This window comes from Pseudomonas sp. Lz4W (genome assembly GCF_000346225.2).
Classification (GTDB): Bacteria; Pseudomonadota; Gammaproteobacteria; order Pseudomonadales; family Pseudomonadaceae; genus Aquipseudomonas; species Aquipseudomonas paraversuta.
Window position 1 is genome coordinate 2,706,821 of the sequence record NZ_CP017432.1, and the last position, 18,476, is coordinate 2,725,296.

Consider the following 18,476-nt stretch of genomic DNA (forward strand, 5'->3'; position numbering starts at 1 on the left):
ACCAGGCCATGACCAAGCAACAGGTAGCCGACTTCTGCCGCAGCTTGCCCGGGGTCAAGGAGGATGTGAAATGGGGCGGGGTCGAGGTGTTCTACATCGACCAGAGCAAGATGTTTGCCCTGTTCAACCTCAACAGCAACGGACTGTCGTTCAAGGTCGAGAAAGACTTGTTCCTGGGCTACGTGGACCGCCCGGGGATACGCCCGTCACCGTATCTGGCGCGGGCGTACTGGATCAATATGCAGGCGCCCTACCCCATGGGCGCCGCAGAGTTACAAGACCTGCTGCGCCGCTCCCACCAGCTGGTGGTCGGCAAACTGCCGAAAAAACGGCAGATCGGCTTGCTCCTCTGATGGCTTACAGATCCGCGAAGGTCAGCTTCAGGAACAGCACATCAATCCACAGCGCCTGATGCACGGCCACGATCAGCCAGAACCACAGCTGATAGGAGAGTTTGCGGGTTTTATGGCGAAACAGCTGTTGCGCCACCAGCGCCCCGGGCCAGCCGCCCAGCAACTCGACCCCGTGCAAGACCTTCTCCGGGGTGCGCCACTGACCGGCTTTGGCCTGTTGCTTGTCGTACCAGTACAGAGCAAACGCCAGGCAGCTTGCCAGGCCATAGACCAGTAACGGTACGCGGCTGATGCCGGTGAGCAACAGACTCACCGAACCGCCCAGGGGCAACGCGCAGACTGCTACAAACACCAGCAGCTTGATCTTCAGGCCACGAATCGGCGCGCCGTTTTTATCGGGCATCCCTCCATGGCCCGCACCTTCCTTCGCTGCTTTTCTCACGCAGAAGCTGCCGACCAGTTGATCCAGCCAAACTGCCAGGTCGCCAGAATCAGCAGACCGAATGCAATCCGGTACCAGGCGAACGCGGCATAACTATGGTTCGAAATGAACTTGAGCAAGGCCCGTACTGCGATCATCGCGAAGATAAACGAGGTCACAAAACCAATCGCGAACACCGGCAAATCGTCCGGCTGGAACAGGTGACGGTATTTGTAACCCGAATACACCGCCGCACCGACCATGGTCGGCATTGCCAGGAAGAACGAGAACTCGGTAGCCGCCTTGCGCGACAGGCCAAACAGCAGGCCGCCGATAATTGTGGAACCCGAACGCGACGTGCCCGGGATCATGGCCAGACATTGCGCAAAACCGATTTTCACTGCGTCTTTCCAGGTCATGTCGTCTACGGTTTCAGCACGGATCACATGCTGGCGACGTTCGGCCCAGAGCATGATCACACCGCCCACCACCAATGCCGTGGCCACAGTAATGGGGTTGAACAGGTACTCATGAATCACGTCGGCAAAAATCACCCCCAGCACCACCGCCGGCATTACCGCGATGATCAGGTTGACAGTAAAGCGCCGGGCTTGTGGTTGAGTTGGCAGACCGACGACAACGTCGATGATCTTGCGGCGAAATTCCCAGACCACGGCCAGAATCGCACCCAGCTGAATAATGATATTGAACGCCATGGCGCGTTCGCCGCCGAAGTTCAGCAAGTCCGCCACAATGATTTGGTGGCCGGTACTCGAGATCGGCAAGAATTCCGTAAGGCCTTCTACTACACCCAGTATCAACGCCTGTGCGGCAGTCCAAAGATCCATCGTTCCCCCATAAGGCCCTGCGTCTTGCAGAGCGGATTAATCAAAAATCGAGATGTGAGTGCAACCGCTGCCGCGGGGGTGGGTTACAGCCGTGTCATTTTCACCAAGGTGATGTGAAATAACTGTCGGAAATCAATAAATATCCGGCGTTGGAATTCCGGCCGAGATCCTATCAGACGCGTTCCAGTTTGGCTGCTATGACATCGAGAGGGGGGGCCAGATCAAAACGATCCAGTAGTCGCTGTTTTGCTTTTTGCTTGTTGCTTTTAAAAACGATGTCCCTGCCGCCACTGGATAGTCGAAGCGACGCGGATGCCCATCACAGGAGGCCGAACGCAGGTGCTGTTGTGGGGGCGAAACCTGTATTTCAGATAAACGCCTGTGCCGGATATGTACTCGGTAGATCTATAAATCCCACCGTGTGCATATCCGTTTGATGTATCACGGTTTTCTACGGGTTCCGCCCTTACGGCGGCTCACTTTTGTCAAACAGCCGAGTGTCGGACCACCACAAAAATAAGCAAAAAGGCCTTGCCCCAGCGTACGGCCTTCGCTGCGGTCCCGCTCCGTGGCCACGCCGTGACGGGCCATCCATGGCCCAACACGGCTCTCCCGGCATCCATGCCGGGAGGACCACTACGCAGAACCTCCTCTCAGCCTCCCGAAGGGGCCAGTAGATCAAGATCAAAAACAAATCAAAAGCAGATCAAAAGCAGATCAAAAACGACCTTGTAGGCGCTGTTTTGCTTTTTGCTTTTAAAGACGATGCCCCTGCCGCCACTCGATAGCCGGAACGACGCGGATGCCCATCACAGGAGGCCGAACGCAGGTGCTGATGTGGGGGTGGCGAGGCAGGACGCCGAGCCAGCCGTGCCGGGCCATGGATGGCCCGTCACGGCGTGCCCCCACAACAGCGCCGGAGTGAGGGTAACGGGCGAGCCTAGGCGAGCTCGGCCGTATGGTAGGGCGCAGACCTTTTGGGTACTTTTGGGGCGTTTGCCAAAAGTGCCTCGCCGTAAGGGCGAAACCCGTAAAAAGTCGTGATACATAAAACGGATATGTACCTGGTTCAAGCAACTGGAATACCGCACACATATCCATGTGCTGTATCACGGCTTTCTATGGCTGCGGCTACCGCCGGGAGCAGGCTCGGCCCTAAGCGATAACGATATCGCTACCCACCAGCGAGGCCAGTCCCACACCAACCAGAGTCACCGAGTCACTGCCAAAACTCAGCACGGTGTCATTGCCGGACACACTGGCATGGGCCCGGTAATCGGCCTCATGACCACCCTCCACGCCCAGGAAAACCAGGCGGTCGGAGGGCTGATAGCCCAGCAAGGTGTCGTTGCCGAAATGCCCGCTGAAGACAAAGGTATTGCTACCACCCACCGATTCCAGCAGGTCATCACCAGCGCCACCGATAAACACATCATTACCCGCCGATCCAAGCAAATGATCGTTGCCGCCCTGACCCAGCAGCCAGTCACCGTGATCACCGGCCTTGAGGATGCTGTCGCCCGGCCCTGCGTTCACCGAATGGGTGTAGTCCGTGCGGCTATTGCCGGCCCATAGACCGTCATCGGCAACCCGATGGCTGACCGCCTTGCTTAGCCCCAGCCAGCCGGGCTCATCGCTGACTAACAGGCTGATATCCCGGGCAAGGGTGATACCGCCATGGTTGTCGCGCACATACAAAGTGCCCTGTCCGTCATTGACTACATCTACCCGGTTCAGGGACTGCTGCAGGTCCAGAGTATTGACCCCCTTGCCCCCCAGAATGATGTTGTAACCACCGCTGTCGCGAAAGCTGTCATTGCCATCGCGACCTTCGAGAAAGTCATTGCCTCGCCCGCCCTGGATCAGGTCGTTACCCTCACTGCCGATGATCAAGGTAGTGCCCGTGTGCTTCTCGGCGTTGCGGTTCAGATCCTGTACCCAGTTATTTTCCCGCGCCGGGTTGGACAGGTTGGCCACCACGATGGTCGAGTCCTTGTGCGTCAGGTCATAGAAGGCCGAATCAAGAATACGGTTCATCCCGCTTTCGTAGCCGCTGGGCAAGTGAGTGACCCAGGTCGAGACATTGGCGATGGAAAACGGCATCAGGTTCCACGCCACAGATGCGTAGTGATCGTTGAAACTCACAATGTTGTTGGTGGCAGACGCTTGATTGGCGTCATGCACTCCCAGGGATGACAGGCTGAAGTCCGACCCGTTGAGGGCGCGGAACACCGGATCGTTCTCATAGCCGATATTCAGCACATTGGAGGTAACGGTACTTTGCGTCGGCGAGGCAAAGGCAATGTAGCTGGCATCACGATAAAACCCTGACCAATGATCGCCACTCAAGTCAGCCAGACTATTGACGGCCAGCCCGCCCAGGCTATGGCCGCTGACCAGCACATCCTTGCCTGCCAGACCCTGGCTGCCGGCAAAGGCCGCGACCTTGCCCAATAAGCTGTCAAAGGCGTTGCCGGTGTAATTTTTGGCGTAATCGGCAGGCCCGATGGCGGCTAGCAAATCACTGATGGCATCACCGATGGAATCACTAATCAAGGATTCACGTGGCCCGCTGGTGCCGCGAAAACCGATACCGATAGCGGTCAGTTGCCCATCGGCGTCGTACTTGCCGAGGATCTCCACTTGGGCGCTGTCATAGCCCGGCTTTTCACCGAAAAATGTCCCGCGCTGATCGACTTTGCCTGCATAACCCAGCTGCTGCGCGCTAATGGGGCTCCAGCCGGCTTTTTCCACCGCTTCCCGGGCCAGTTTTTCCGAGTCCGGGTTCCACGGGATACCCGGCACCACCCCCTGTGAATCCACGCCGCCGAGCACGGCCTTGACCAGGGTGGCCGGCAGACCGGTACCCATGCCATTTTTCTGGTAGCCCACGGCAAAGCCATTATCGAGGTTGTGGTAGCTATAAAGCGTGATCGCCAATGCATCTTTAAACAGTGCCGCAGACACGTTTGACCCTACATCCTTGTAGTCAAAAACTGCCATGGTTTTACTCTCCTGATTAATCAAACGGACGCACAAAGGCCTCATCGACCCGTGCCAGATCCTGCTCGCCCAGCGTGCCGGCGTAAAAGTGCAATTTGGTCCACGCCAATAAATAGTCGTAGCGGGTTTGTGCCAGATCCCGGCGCGTGGTGTAGAGCTGTTGCTCGGCGTTCAAGGCATCAAGATTGACCCGCTCGCCCCCCAGAATGCTTTGCCGGGTAGAGACCACCAGCGCTTGCGCCGAGGTCAGGGCTTTTTGATAGGCACGCAACTTGTTCCCCCCCGACAGACAGGCGTTGAACTGGCGCCTCAGTTCGATCAGGGTTTCCCGGGTTTTACCTTCCAGTTCATATTCCACCCGGGCCAGATTGCTGCCGGCCTGACGCACCGACGCCGACACCCCGCCCCCTGAATAGAGCGGCAGGCTGACTTCAATGCCGATGGTGTTGGTGTCATAGCGCTGGTTATAGGTGTTACCGCTGTCGGACTCCATCTTGCGCACGCTGGCATAGGCATTGAGTTTGGGCAGATGGCCGGCGCGGTTGCGCTCGACCTCATAGCGCGCCACCTCCAGTGCCTCGCGTTGCGACGCCAGCTCCGGGTTGTTGGCCAGGGCCATGGCATGCCAGGTGGCGAAGTTGGCCGGCTCCAGCGGTAACGGGTTGAAGGCCGCCGCCAGCGGCTGCAACTGCTCGATGCTCACCGACTCAGTGCCAATCAACGCCCCCAGCTCGCGCAAGGCGGCGTCCTGCTCATCAATGGCCTGGATCTCCTCGGCCGTGGCCAGTTCGTAGCGCGACTCGGCTTCAAGGATGTCGGTGCGGGTGCCCTCGCCCTGTTGAAACATCTGCTGGTTTTGCCGGAACTGCTGTTCGTAGGCTTTTTTCTTGGCGCGGGCGATATCGATCTGATCCTGGGCAAACAGGGCCTGGGTGTAGTGCGTCAGCACACGCACCAACAACTCCTGACTCTTGCTGCGAAAACTTTCATCGGCAAACAGGGCCTGGGCCACACCTTTGCGGTAGTTGGCGTAGGCCTCGTAGTCGATCAGTGGCTGCTGCACCATAAAGGTCGAGCCATAGCTGTTGTAGTTGCGGTCCTCATGGGTGTTACCGCGTTCGTTCAAATAAGTGGCCTGGGAGTTGTTGCGCCCCTTGTTGTAGCTATAGGACAACCTGGGTAGCAGGCCGGCGCGGCCAATAATCCGGTTTTCCAGCCCCGCGTCGCGCTCCTTCATGGCCCCGAGAAAGGTCGGATCATTGCGCAGCGCCTGTTCGTATACCTCAAAAGGTCCCATCGCCTGGGCGCTGGCACCCAGGCTTAACCACAGCGCAGCAGCCAGGCTCACTTTAAAAACTGTTTTCATCGGTCGCAGCATCCTATCGCTCAGTCAACGCAGAACCTGCGCGATCCAGCAGCGGTTTGAACAAGTAGTTGAGCAGCGAGCGTTCGCCGGTGCGCACAAACATCTCGGCCGGCATCCCGGGTTTGATCACCAGTCCGTTGAGCTTTTCCAGCGCCTGGTCACTGACCGTACTGCGCAGCACGTAGTACGGCATGCCGGTTTTCTCGTCGAGCATCTGGTCGGCCGACACCAGGCTGACTTCACCCGATACCCGCGGCGTAGTGCTCTGATTGAATGCGGTAAACAGAATGTCCACCGCCAGTGCGCTACCCACCCGGTCCACCAGGTTCACCGGCAGACGCCCTTCCACCTCCAGACGTGCGTCCTGGGGCACAATTTCCAGCAAGGTTTCCCCTGCCCGCACCACGGCGCCCTCGGTATGCACCCCCAGGTTGACCGCAATGCCATCCGCCGGTGCGGTGATTTCACTGTGTTGCAGATCAAAGCTGGCCGACGCCAGTTGCTGCTCCAGGGTCAGGCTTTTGAGCCGGGCATCGGCCAACTGGCTGCGGACCTCCTTCTGGTACTCATCAATGTGCTGCGCCAGTTTGAGCCGTGACTCCAGAATGCCCTGCTCGATGCGTCCGCTTTCGCCGCTGTTTTGCGCAAGATCCTGCTGAATCTGCGACAGCTGCCGTTCGTACTCCAGCAAGCGGTTACGCGGGATGTAGCCGTTTTCTGCCAGCGGTCGCAGATTGCTCAACTGCTGACGCAAGGAGTCGGCCTGGGCCAATTGATCTCCCCGTGCCCGGCGCATGCCCGACAGCTGCTGCGCAGCCCCTTCAATGCTGGCCTTGAGCCCCGCCTGCTCGCGGGCAAAGGCCTCCCGACGGCTGCTGAACAATTGCTGCTGACCTTCGAGCACCAGGGCCAGTCGCGGGTCGGGATCGAGACTCAACTCGGGGCCGAAATTCACCCGCTGCAAGTTGTCGCGCTCGCTTTGCCAGCGGGCAACGCTGGCCCGGGCCATGCGGTATTGCGCGCGCAGCGATTGCACATCGGCCTCGACCTGGGTGGGGTCCAGTTGAAACAACGGTTGCCCCTGATGCACCGCCTGCCCTTCGTGCACCAGAATCTGAGTCACCACCCCGGCCCCCAATGACTGCACGGCCTTGCGCTTGCCCGACACCACCACCGTGCCTTGCACGGCAAGCCCCTCGTCCAGCGGCGCCAGGCTGGCCCACAGAAAGAAACTGCCCGCACCGACGATGGTCAGGACCCAGCCCATTCGTACGTAAAAGCCTGCACCCCGTGCTGGCTGATGGTTATCACTCATGATCGGAGCGTCCTTGCTCATGCGCCTGCACTCTGGCGGTTAAGGCTGGTGGGTTTCTGGGCACCGGCCAATGCCTTGAGCACCTCGGCCGTGGGCCCGAACGCCTGGGTCCGGCCTTCATTGAGGACCAGCAATTTGTCGGTCTGGGCCAACGATGAGGAACGATGGGTCACCAGCACCACCGTGCGCCCGTCAGCCTTGAGTTGGGCAATGGCACGGCTCAGCGCTGCATCGCCCACCGTATCGAGATTGGAATTGGGTTCGTCCAGCACCACCAGGCAGGGGCTGCCATACAAGGCCCGGGCCAGCGCCACCCGTTGTTTCTGACCGCCGGACAGACCACTGCCTGCATCCCCCAGCAGCGTGTCGTACCCCTGGGGCAGGCGCAGGATCATTTCGTGCACCCCGGCCTGGCGCGCCGCTTCAACCACTAGCTGCGCATCGGCCTCGCGGAAACGCGCGATGTTTTCGGCAATACTGCCACTGAACAGCTCGATGTCCTGGGGCAAATAACCGAGGTGGGGGCCGAGCTGGTCGCGATTCCACTGATGGATATCGGCAGCGTCCAGGCGCACGGTGCCGGCCAGCGTTGGCCATACACCCACCAGCACCCGGGCCAGCGTCGACTTGCCGGAACCGGAAGCTCCCAGCACGCCCAGCACTTCCCCGGGGTTGAGGCTGAAACTGACCTGCTGCAAGGTCGCCAGCCGCTTGCCCGGCGGCGCGGCACTGACCTGCTCGAAGCTCACCTGCCCCTTGGGCGCAGGCAATGTCATGTTGTCCTGGGTGACCGGATGCTGGCCAAGCAGGCTGTCCAGTCGCTGGTAGGCAAGTCGTGCCGAACTCCATTGTTTCCACACGCCAATCAACTGATCGATGGGGCTCAATACCCGGCCCATCAGGATGGAACCGGCAATCATCATCCCGGCGCTCATCTGGCCCTCAATCACCAGCCAGGCGCCAAGGCCGAGCACCAGCGATTGCAGGCATAAACGCAATGTTTTGCTGATGGAGCCGATCACGGCCCCGGTGTCACTGGCCTTGTTCTGTTCAGCCAGAAACCGCGAATGCAGGTTGAACCAGCGCTTGCGCAACACACTCAGCATGCCCATTGCCTGAATGGTCTCGGCGTTGTGCAGATGGCTGCTGGCCAGTTGGCTGGATTGCTGGGAGTAGACGCTGGCCCGGGCCAGAGACTGGCGGGTCATGAGTTCGTTGATGCACGCCAGGCCAATTAACAGCACGGCACCGGCCGTGGCCAGCACCCCAAGCCAGAGATTGAACCCATAGATCACAAACAGATAAATCGGAAACCACGGCGCATCGAAGAACGCAAACAGCGCGGGGCCAGTGACAAATTGACGAATCAGGGTCAGATCACCCAGCGCCTGGCCGGCCTGGGCCTGACCGTTGAGCAGGTTGCGTTCGAATGCCGCCCGGTACACCTGTTGGTTGAAGCGGCGCTCCAACTGACTACCGATGCGGATAACAATAAAACTACGGACCGTTTCAAGCATCCCGATAAAGATAAAAAAACCCACGACCATTAATGACAACATGGCCAGCGTCGTGGTGTTTTGCGAAGACAAAACCCGGTCATACACCTGCAACATATAAATGGACGGCACCAGCATTAATATATTGATCAAGGCCGTAAAACAGCCGACGCTGATCAAAATACTTTTATAGTCAGCCAGCGCATGTATTAACGGTGCGACAGGCGTATTGTTCAGCCGCTTCATGCATCTTCCTTGATGAATAAATCAGGTAGTACCCAAACACGTAAAACTGCTACGCAGATTAAACCAGCCACTGATCTGCCCACGCAGCGCTTTACGATTTTTAATAAATGCTTGCGCCCGCTTTATTCAGGCAACCGTTTCATCATCAGAACTTTGCTCCCCGCCAGTTGCGCTTCATAAAGACCGGGTTCAATACGATCCATATGCACCAGATCCGTGCCGTCCTTGCCCATCAGAAATATCCCGTCCGGGGTCGCAGACCAGCTCGCGGGCGCTTGCCCCAGCCAGACTTCAAGACATTTGATTTCAGGGCTGAAGGTTTTGTCGGCAACCAGTTGCACCTGACAGGCCTGTGTGGCGTCATCCTGGGGGTAAAAGGTCCAGCTGCCCGCCAGTTGCGCAGGGCTCAGTAACAACAGGGAATTGGCCATGGCGCTCTCTATGGTGAAGGTCAGCAATGCGGCGACATAGCCCGTTGCCTTGAAAAACCTGAATGCTCTTCGCGTGTTGTGCATGGGTGTGGAATTCCAGGCAAAAGGCAGCGCTTGCGCGCTGCCCATCCAGCGGCTGACTTAAACGACGATGTCGTACGTTGCCATTTGGCCCACGGTGTTCACCAGGAAATCGGCCACAGCGTGACCGCTGAAGTCGACGGCAAAGTGCCCCAGATTACTGGCCTGGTCGTAGCTGACGATCGCTTCACCGGCATGGCCGGTGAAGGTATCGACAAAATTCAGAGCGGCCAGGTTGCTGATGGCCGAGACGTCAATTTTGTCGATACCGGACTGGAAGTCCATGATGATGTCGGCTGCCTGCGGCGCTGAGTCTGACACCGCTGCGAACACAAACACATCGGCCCCTGTGCCGCCCCACAAGGTGTCGGCACCACCGGCGCCGTAGATGATGTCGTTACCGGCACCGCCCTTGAGCACGTTATCGGCGCTGTTACCGATCAACAGGTCGTTGCCCGCGCCGCCAATGGCGTTTTCGATAATTACGCCCTGGGCAATCGAGACGTTACCGGTCATGCCACCGACGTCGGAGAACGAACCGGCAGTGAGGTTGATCTTCTGGTTCTGGCTGAAACCCGAGAAGTCCAGGGTGTCGTTGCCGCCGCCATCCCACACCGAGAAAATCAGCTTGTCGCTGGCTGAAGTTGCGCTGTAGTGATCACGGTCCGCCGTGGAGTTGAAGCCATAAACGGTGTCCTCGGCACGGGTTTGCAGGTTGGCACCGTACAGCTTCTGGATGGCTGCAATATCATCCATCTGCGGTGCTGATGCGTAGGCACCTTCACCGCTGTTGGTGAAGTGCTGACCGGTTTTACTTTCACTCCAGTAGCTCATCACGCTGTAGGCACGGGTGTCTTCGCCATAGACCGCATCGCGATAGGTGGGGTTGCCATTACCCGCGTTGTAGTCACCCGGGTGCGACAACCCCAGGGTGTGCCCGATTTCATGGGTCAGGGTTTGACGGCCGTAGTTGCCCTCGCCCGGTGTCTTGTTGACCTCATAGTCCTTGTTGATCAGATACCACGACTCGCCTTTGCGGGCGCTGTTTGGCAGGTAGGCAAAGGCCGCGCCGCCATTGCTGGCACTGAAATTGGCAAAGGTCATATGGCCGTCATCGCCACGGGCAGCCGGCCCTTCGGTGAAGGTCACTTTGGCCACGTCGGCCCAGGATTCCAGCGACAGCTTGGCCTGTTCCTTTTGCAGCGCCGAGAATTGGCCGAACGTGCCCAGGCCACGGGTGGCATAGCCCACAGGTGGCGCTGTGAGGAAGCTGTAGCTGAGGTTGATCACACCGTCGCCGTTAAGGTCATGCCAACTGGTACCGGAACGCGTCAGCTGATCAGCCGCCTGATCGGTGGTCAACGAAGGCTTGCCGTTGACCAGATGATCGCCGCGGTCATAGAAGTGACTGAAGTTATCAATCTGGGTAAAAGCGGAACTGCTGCTGATTGCGGCCTGACTCTGGCCAACCGACAGTAACGCTTTCTCTTTAAGTTTCGACATGTAAACACTTCCTTGTTTAACAGTAGAAAATTTTGACAGACCACGACGACCCCATGGCGAGATCGTCCTATCACTCGCCGTTTATGGCCGGGCGAAACTGACACAAGTCGAAATATTTAGTCCAGTGTTTTTTTGCCATCAAAACTCCAGAGCCGGATAAACAACAGCAAACATTGAACACCCCGGGAAATATTTTTTTCAGTCATCGAATATTAGAATCATCATATTCACTTGAGGAATAACAATAGCGATTTTGTCGATAATGGCCTTTTGCAACATGACTGACCGGTCAGCACTTTTTTATTTAAATAAACCTGTCGCCAGTTCGTCTTTATATAGGGTTTTTAATTAACCAAAATACAGCAGGCACCCCACACCTCACATTCCACACTTGTGGGAGCGGGCTTGCCCGCGATGGCATCACCACGATCCTGCAGGTATGCCCCGTCGCCTGCATCGCGAGGCAAGCTCGCTCCTACAGCAGACACCCCACACCCACACCCCACCACTGTGGGAGCGGGCTTGCCCGCGATGGCATCAGCGCGATCCTGCAGGTATGCCCCGTCGCCTGCATCGCGAGGCAAAATCGCTCCCTGCAACCCAGGTCCAGGGCACCGATATTACAAACGGCACTTGACTCGAACCGGTGATTTGAGTTTCCCTGAAACCGGTTTCAGCGCCCTCACGCGAAATCGCCTGCGATAACTCAAATAAAAGGTTTCAGGCCGTGAACAGTTTTTCTGCCGCCCAGCGCACCCGCGTGACCATGCTTGATGTTGCCCGACTTGCCGGTGTATCCAAGGCCAGCGTGTCGCGTTTTATCGGCGAAGACCGCGCCTTGCTGTCCGAAGCCATCAGCCAGCGTATCGAACGGGCAATCAACGAGCTGGGCTACCGGCCCAATCAAATGGCCCGCGGCTTGAAACGCGGACGCACCCGGCTGATCGGCATGCTGGTGGCCGATATCCGCAACCCCTACTCGATTGCAGTAATGCATGGGGTCGAAACCGCCTGCCGGCAGCACGGTTACAACCTGGTTGTGTGCAACACCGACCGCAACGATGAACAGGAGCGCCAGCATCTCGCTGCCCTGCGCTCTTACAATATCGAAGGCCTGATCCTTAACACCCTCGGCCATGATCCTGTGGCCCTGCAACAGCTGCATCAGGAAATGCCCATCGTCCTGATCGATCGCAAGGTCGAGCAACTGCAAACCGATCTGGTCGGCCTCGATAACGCCCATGCCGTGCGCATTGCCCTTGACCACCTTGAGCAACAGGGCTACCGCGATCTGTTGCTGGTCAGCGAGCCCGTTGATGGCACCAGCTCACGGATCGAGCGCATTCACAGCTTCACCACGCAACTGGCTGCACGCCCGGCATTGCGTGGTGCCGTGGTGCAAACCGGTACGCAACTGCGGGCCGACATCCAGTCCTTCCTGCAAACCCCCGGCAACGGCCCCAAGGCACTGTTTTGTGCCAATGGCGTGGCCGCGCTGGCCTGCACCCATATCTTGCGCGAGTTGAACTGTCGCTTGTTCGAGGATGCCGGCCTGATCGCCCTGGATGACCTGGAATGGTTCCCTCTGGTCGGCAGCGGTATCACAGCCCTCGCCCAACCCACGCAACAGATTGGCGCCAGCGCTTTTGACTGCCTGCTCAGACGCCTCAAGGGCGACAAGGCACCCGCTCGGGTCCTGGATTTTGCTGCAAGCCTGATCAAGCGCGGCTCCACCCAACGCCCTGCTACCTGACGCTTTATTGCCGCCGGTTGCCTGTTTAAGCCTGCGGCACTTCCTAACAACAAAATGAAACCGGTTTCAGAGATTAATGACAATGACCACATTTCCCGTATCCATCAGCCTGTCGAGCTACGGCGCCGACCTGGTTCGCCAGCGCGGACAACACAGCTTCATCGAGGTACTGGCCAATGCCGGTGCAACCCGCATCGAGCTGCGGGAAGAATTGCTCACCGGCGAAGACCCGGTAGCCTTCAGCCAGGCCGTGCAGCAGCACGGACTTGAGTGCGTGTTCTCTTCGCCAATGGAGCTGTGGGAAGCCGGGCAGTCGCGCCCCAATCCACAATTGATCGCCACCCTGCAGCGGGCCCATGCCTTCGGTGCGAAATGGCTGAAAGTCTCACTGGGCTATTTCACCGAACACTGCGATCTGCAAAACCTGGCTGCCTGCCTGAACCAGCAGTCCGTGAAATTGCTGGTAGAAAACGACCAGACGTCCCAGGGCGGGCGGATCGAGCCAATGCAGCGTTTCTTCGACAAGGTCGATCAACAGCAAGCCCCGATCAGCATGACCTTCGACATTGGTAACTGGCAGTGGCAGGACCAGTCAGCCGGCACCGCCGCCCGCCTGCTCGGCCGTTATGTCAGCTACCTGCACTGCAAAGGCGTGGCCCGGCGCCCGGACGGCAAGCTGATTGCCATAGCACCAACCGTCACCGACCTGCAAATGTGGCAGCAACTGATGACCCACATGCCCCATGGCCTGACCCGCGCCGTCGAATATCCGCTGCAGGGCAGCGACCTCGACCGGCTGACCAAAGAGCATGTCGCGGTACTGGCCAAACTGAGCCAACAGCAACAGGAGCTGAGCCATGTCTAAGTTTGATGTGTTGTCGTTTGGCGAAACCATGGCCATGTGGGTGGCTGAACACTGCGGCGATCTGGACCAGGTCGAGCTGTTTCACAAACGTATTGCCGGGGCCGACAGCAACGTCGCCATCGGCCTGGCCCGCCTGGGTTTCAATGTTAAATGGCTGAGCCGCGTAGGCAACGATTCCCTCGGCCGTTTCGTGCGCAACACCCTGCAAGCCGAAGGGCTGGACTGCCAGCACGTGGCCATCGACCCGCAGCACCCCACCGGTTTTCAACTCAAGTCACGGGTAGATGACGGCAGCGATCCGCAAGTGGAGTATTTCCGCCGCGGTTCGGCCGCCAGTCATCTGGGCCTCGACGCCATTACCCCGCAATTGCTCGATGCCCGCCATTTGCACGCCACCGGCATTCCTCCAGCCCTCTCGGCCAGTTGCAATGAATTGTCCTTTGAGCTGATGAAGTCCATGCGCAAAGCCGGCAACAGTGTGTCGTTCGATCCCAACCTGCGACCGTCGCTATGGGCCAGCGAGCAGCAAATGATTCGCGACATCAACGCCCTAGCCGCCCACGCCGACTGGGTACTGCCAGGGCTGAGCGAGGGCCGGTTGCTGACTGGCTACGACGATCCGGGCGACATCGCTGCGTTCTACCTCGACCAAGGAGCAGAAGCGGTGATCATCAAGCTGGGAGCCAAGGGCGCTTACTGGCGCACCGCCGAGCTTGAACAATTCGTGCCCGCCGTACCGGTTGCCCAGGTGATTGACACCGTTGGCGCCGGCGATGGCTTTGCTGTGGGCGTCATCAGTGCCTTGCTGGAAAACCTCGACTTTGCCGAAGCCGTGCAGCGTGGCAACTGGGTTGGCAGCCGTGCCGTGCAAAGCCGTGGCGATATGGAAGGGCTACCGACCCGGGCCGAACTGACGCACCACAACGCGCAGACTGCGCCCGAATAAACACCGTGATTTTGCTGCACCCGTTACCTGCTGCGACAAAAAAACAAGCTCAGGAGCACCACCATGCACTCGTTAAAACTCGCCGCCCGTCGTTGGTGGTACATCATGCCGATCGTATTTATCACCTACAGCCTGGCCTACCTGGACCGGGCTAACTACGGGTTTGCTGCGGCCTCCGGCATGGCCGAAGACCTCAACATCACTCCCGGGCTGTCGTCGTTGCTCGGCGCCCTGTTCTTCCTCGGGTATTTCTTCTTCCAGGTCCCGGGGGCGATTTATGCGCAGAAAAACAGCGTCAAGAAACTGATATTCGTCAGCCTGATCCTCTGGGGCAGCCTGGCGACCCTGACCGGCGTGGTGTCCAACGCCTACAGCCTGATTGCCATTCGCTTCATGCTCGGAGTGGTTGAAGCCGCAGTCATGCCGGCAATGCTGGTGTACCTGTGCCACTGGTTCACCCGTGCCGAACGCTCGCGCGCCAACACCTTCCTGATTCTCGGCAACCCGGTCACCATGCTCTGGATGTCGGTGGTCTCGGGCTACCTGGTGCAGCATTACAGCTGGCGCTGGATGTTTATCGTCGAGGGCCTGCCTGCTGTGCTCTGGGCATTTATCTGGTGGCGCCTGGCCGATGACCGTCCAAGCGAAGCCAAATGGCTCAGCACTCAAGAGAAACACGACCTGCAAAGCGCGCTGGATGCCGAACAGGTCGGAATGAAACCGGTAAAAAACTACGCTGCGGCCTTCCGCTCGCCAAAAGTGATCCTGCTGTCCTTGCAGTTCTTCTGCTGGAGCATCGGGGTGTACGGTTTTGTCCTGTGGCTGCCGTCGATTCTCAAACACGGCGCGCAGATGGACATGATCGAGGCCGGCTGGCTCTCGGCCCTGCCCTATCTGGCTGCAGTGATCGCGATGCTCGTGGTGTCGTGGGGCTCGGACAAACTGCAAAAACGCAAACGCTTCGTCTGGCCGCCGCTGCTGATCGCCTCCATCGCCTTCTACGGCTCCTACGTGCTGGGTGCGGAACACTTCTGGTGGTCCTACAGCCTGCTGGTGATTGCCGGTGCCTGCATGTATGCACCCTACGGTCCGTTTTTCGCCATCATCCCGGAAATACTGCCGTCCAACGTGGCCGGGGGCGCCATGGCGCTGATTAACAGCATGGGGGCCCTGGGTTCGTTTGCCGGCTCCTATCTGGTCGGATACCTGAACAGCGAGACCGGTTCACCGGGAGCTTCCTTCCTGTTGATGAGCGGCGCGCTGATGATTTCCGTGCTGCTGACCCTGATGCTCAAACCCACGGTCAATGACACCCCTGCGCCCAAGCAATTGGCTACGCAGGGTCTGGCCCACTCTTGATTTCAACGTCGGTGAATACCTTGAAAAAGAATGTCGTGCTGTACAAAGAACTGTCCGCGCCCCTGATGCAACGCCTGGAAGATCAGGTCAATGTCACCCTGATCAAGCGCCTTGATGCCCAGGGCCTGGAGCAACTGCGGGCGGCCCTGCCCCAGGCCCAGGGATTGCTGGGGGCCAGCCTCAGGCTGGATGCGCAGCTGCTGGATCTGGCACCGGCACTGGAGGCCGTGGCCAGCGTTTCGGTGGGGGTTGATAACTACGACATCGACTACCTGACCGAGCGCAAAGTCCTGCTCACCAACACCCCCGACGTGCTCACCGAAACCACGGCCGACACCGGTTTCGCCCTGATTCTGGCCAGCGCCCGGCGCGTGGTGGAGCTGGCCAACCTGGTGCGCAATGGCCAGTGGCAAAAAAACGTCGGCCCCGAGCAGTTCGGCACCGACGTGCATGGCAAAACCCTGGGCATCATTGGCATGGGCCGCATCGGCGAAGCCCTGGCCCAGCGCGGCCACTTTGGCTTCGGCATGCCGGTGATCTACCACAGCAATTCGCCAAAACCTGCAGTAGAGGCACGCTTCAACGCGCAGTACCGCAGCCTCGATGAACTGTTGCAGCAAGCCGACTTTATCTGCCTGACCCTGCCCCTGACCGCGCAAACCGAAGGCTTGATCGGCGCAGAGCAATTTGCCCTGATGCGCCCCGAGAGCATCTTTATCAATATCTCCCGGGGCAAGGTGGTGGACGAAGCGGCACTGATTCAGGCCTTGCAAGAGGGCCAGATTCGCGCAGCCGGGCTGGATGTGTTCGAGCGCGAACCGCTGGAGCTGACCTCGCCGCTACGGCAGCTGGATAACGTGGTGGCCACCCCGCACATAGGTTCGGCCACCCACGAAACCCGCGAAGCCATGGCCCGCTGTGCGGTCGATAATCTGCTGGCGGCACTGGCCGGTGAACGCCCGGCCAACCTGGTTAACCCACAAGCACTGGGCTGATCATTCACCGGCCTTGATTTTGGTCCATAGCCGCGTGCGGATGCGGTCGATATTCAACGGCATGGCCTGGAGGGCAAACAGCTTGTCCATCATCGCCGCCGTTGGATAGACCTTGGTGTCAGCCTTGATCTCGGGGCTGACCAGGGCATCGGCCTGTTCGTTGCCATTGGCGTAATGCACATAGTTGGTGATACCGGCCATCACGTCCGGGCGCAGCAAGTAGTTCATGAAGCTGTAAGCGGCCTTCTCGTCCGGCGCGTCGACGGGCATGGCCACCATATCAAACCAGATCGCCGCACCTTCCTTAGGTATCGAATAACCGATATCCACCCCGTTACTGGCCTCTTTGGCCCGGGTTTCGGCCTGCAGAATGTCTCCTGAAAAGCCTACCGCCACACAAATATTGCCGTTGGCCAGGTCGCTGGTGTACTTGGACGAGTGAAAGTAGCTGATATAGGGCCGCACTTTCATCAGCAGCGCTTCGGCTTTTTTGTAGTCCTGCGGGTTCTTGCTGTGATGGGGCAAGCCCAGGTAATTCAGCGCCGCGGGCAGCACTTCCGGACCGTTGTCCAGTATCGCGACCCCGCATTTACTGAGCTTTTCCATGTTTTCAGGCTTGAAAATCAGGTCCCAGGAATCCACCGGGGCATTCTCGCCCAGCACCGCTTTGACCTTGGCCACGTTGTAGCCGATACCGGTACTGCCCCACAGGTACGGAAAACCGTGCTGGTTCCCCGGATCGTTGACCTCCAGCGCCTTGAGCAGCACCGGGTTGAGGTTTTTCCAGTTGGGCAACTGGCTTCTGTCGAGCTTCTTCAGGGCCCCGCCCTGAATCTGCCGGGCCATAAAGTGGTTGGATGGAAACACCACGTCATACCCGGAATTGCCGGTCATCAACCTGCCGTCCAGGGTCTCGTTGCTGTCAAACAGGTCGTAGGTAAACGCAACTCCGGAATCACGGGAAAAGTTCTTCATCGTGTCGGGTGCGATGTAGTCGGACCAGTTATAGACCTTCACGGTCTCGGCGGCCTGACACAAAGTCCCGGCCAACATCAGGGGCAACAGGGTCATACGGATCATGATTCGATTCCTTGCATGTTCTGGCAGCTTTTTTATAGGCAGGTATCGGCAGTTTTAAGTGAGCAAAGGCTTACAGGATCAGGACATAGGTCTTGCGCACGGTCTCCTGAATGTCCCAGATGCCGGTGCTGTTGGCAGGCAACATCAGTGCATCCCCTGCTTCTATGGTCAGGGTTTCTCCGTCATCCGGAGTAAAGGTGCAGCGCCCTTGAATGAAGTGACAAAACTCTTGCGCCACAATCTGTCGGCGCCAGCGACCCGGCGTGCATTCCCAGATGCCGGTTTCGACCCCGTCGTTACGCTCGACACAGGTGACCGAGGTGATAGCCACCGGCGTACCCAGCGGCACGGCCACCGGGAAGGACTCTGTTAGCGGTACCAGGGCCGTGTTTTTGAATTGAGTGATGCTCATGAA

16 protein-coding genes are annotated in these 18,476 nt (G+C 58.7%); 6 read left to right on the top strand and 10 right to left on the bottom strand.

Features of this window, described 5'->3' with window-relative positions; all coding sequences use genetic code 11:
* Nucleotides 1-8 precede the first annotated feature (8 nt).
* Nucleotides 9-353 carry an MmcQ/YjbR family DNA-binding protein gene (locus B195_RS12425; RefSeq protein WP_003445826.1) on the top strand — a complete coding sequence of 115 codons (345 nt, stop codon included), beginning with the start codon at nt 9-11 and terminating at the stop codon, nt 351-353.
* A 4-nt stretch (nt 354-357) separates the two neighbouring features.
* Here B195_RS12425 and B195_RS12430 read toward each other — a convergent pair whose 3' ends face one another.
* The 8 genes from B195_RS12430 to B195_RS12470 all read right to left on the bottom strand — a co-directional run bounded on the left by B195_RS12430 (nt 358) and on the right by B195_RS12470 (nt 11,063).
* On the bottom strand, nt 358-756 hold the full coding sequence (locus B195_RS12430; RefSeq protein ID WP_003445827.1) for a DUF1294 domain-containing protein: 399 nt from the start codon (nt 754-756) through the stop codon (nt 358-360).
* A gap of 35 nt (nt 757-791) precedes the next feature.
* Nucleotides 792-1,622, bottom strand: a complete 831-nt coding sequence (locus tag B195_RS12435) for an undecaprenyl-diphosphate phosphatase (RefSeq protein ID WP_003445828.1) — start codon at nt 1,620-1,622, stop codon at nt 792-794.
* A gap of 1,155 nt (nt 1,623-2,777) precedes the next feature.
* Nucleotides 2,778-4,625, bottom strand: coding sequence for a hypothetical protein (locus B195_RS12445; protein ID WP_003445835.1), 1,848 nt, complete (start codon nt 4,623-4,625; stop codon nt 2,778-2,780).
* Between the two features lie 16 nt (nt 4,626-4,641).
* Nucleotides 4,642-5,991, bottom strand: a complete 1,350-nt coding sequence (locus tag B195_RS12450; protein ID WP_003445837.1) for a TolC family outer membrane protein — start codon at nt 5,989-5,991, stop codon at nt 4,642-4,644.
* A gap of 13 nt (nt 5,992-6,004) precedes the next feature.
* The gene (locus B195_RS12455) at nt 6,005-7,327 is read right to left on the bottom strand and encodes an HlyD family type I secretion periplasmic adaptor subunit (protein ID WP_003445839.1); all 1,323 of its coding nucleotides are present in this window, start codon (nt 7,325-7,327) and stop codon (nt 6,005-6,007) included.
* Complete coding sequence (locus B195_RS12460; protein WP_003445841.1) at nt 7,324-9,048, bottom strand: type I secretion system permease/ATPase; 1,725 nt, start codon at nt 9,046-9,048, stop codon at nt 7,324-7,326. The genes B195_RS12455 and B195_RS12460 overlap by 4 nt, the downstream gene beginning before the upstream one ends.
* Before the next feature lie 122 nt (nt 9,049-9,170).
* Entirely contained in the window at nt 9,171-9,563 is a 393-nt protein-coding gene (locus tag B195_RS12465) for an AprI/Inh family metalloprotease inhibitor (RefSeq protein WP_003445843.1), read from the bottom strand.
* 57 nt (nt 9,564-9,620) lie between these two features.
* Entirely contained in the window at nt 9,621-11,063 is a 1,443-nt protein-coding gene (locus B195_RS12470) for a serralysin family metalloprotease (protein ID WP_003445844.1), read from the bottom strand.
* 727 nt (nt 11,064-11,790) lie between these two features.
* On the opposite strand from B195_RS12470, the gene B195_RS12475 reads away from it, so the two are divergent.
* The 5 genes from B195_RS12475 to B195_RS12495 all read left to right on the top strand — a co-directional run bounded on the left by B195_RS12475 (nt 11,791) and on the right by B195_RS12495 (nt 16,981).
* On the top strand, nt 11,791-12,816 hold the full coding sequence (locus B195_RS12475) for a LacI family DNA-binding transcriptional regulator (RefSeq protein ID WP_003445845.1): 1,026 nt from the start codon (nt 11,791-11,793) through the stop codon (nt 12,814-12,816).
* 82 nt (nt 12,817-12,898) lie between these two features.
* A complete protein-coding gene (locus B195_RS12480) occupies nt 12,899-13,681 on the top strand; it encodes a sugar phosphate isomerase/epimerase (protein WP_003445846.1) in 783 nt (260 codons plus the stop codon).
* On the top strand, nt 13,674-14,627 hold the full coding sequence (locus tag B195_RS12485) for a sugar kinase (protein ID WP_003445848.1): 954 nt from the start codon (nt 13,674-13,676) through the stop codon (nt 14,625-14,627). Before B195_RS12480 ends, B195_RS12485 begins: the two co-directional genes overlap by 8 nt.
* Before the next feature lie 63 nt (nt 14,628-14,690).
* On the top strand, nt 14,691-15,986 hold the full coding sequence (locus B195_RS12490; protein ID WP_003445850.1) for an MFS transporter: 1,296 nt from the start codon (nt 14,691-14,693) through the stop codon (nt 15,984-15,986).
* Between the two features lie 20 nt (nt 15,987-16,006).
* On the top strand, nt 16,007-16,981 hold the full coding sequence (locus B195_RS12495) for an NAD(P)-dependent oxidoreductase (protein ID WP_037001812.1): 975 nt from the start codon (nt 16,007-16,009) through the stop codon (nt 16,979-16,981).
* Here the strand turns inward: B195_RS12495 and B195_RS12500 are convergent, their stop codons facing one another.
* Together B195_RS12500 and B195_RS12505 are read right to left on the bottom strand one after the other, a co-directional pair.
* A complete protein-coding gene (locus B195_RS12500; protein WP_003445852.1) occupies nt 16,982-18,061 on the bottom strand; it encodes a polyamine ABC transporter substrate-binding protein in 1,080 nt (359 codons plus the stop codon).
* A 70-nt stretch (nt 18,062-18,131) separates the two neighbouring features.
* A complete protein-coding gene (locus tag B195_RS12505) occupies nt 18,132-18,473 on the bottom strand; it encodes a cupin domain-containing protein (protein WP_003445853.1) in 342 nt (113 codons plus the stop codon).
* Nucleotides 18,474-18,476 lie beyond the last annotated feature (3 nt).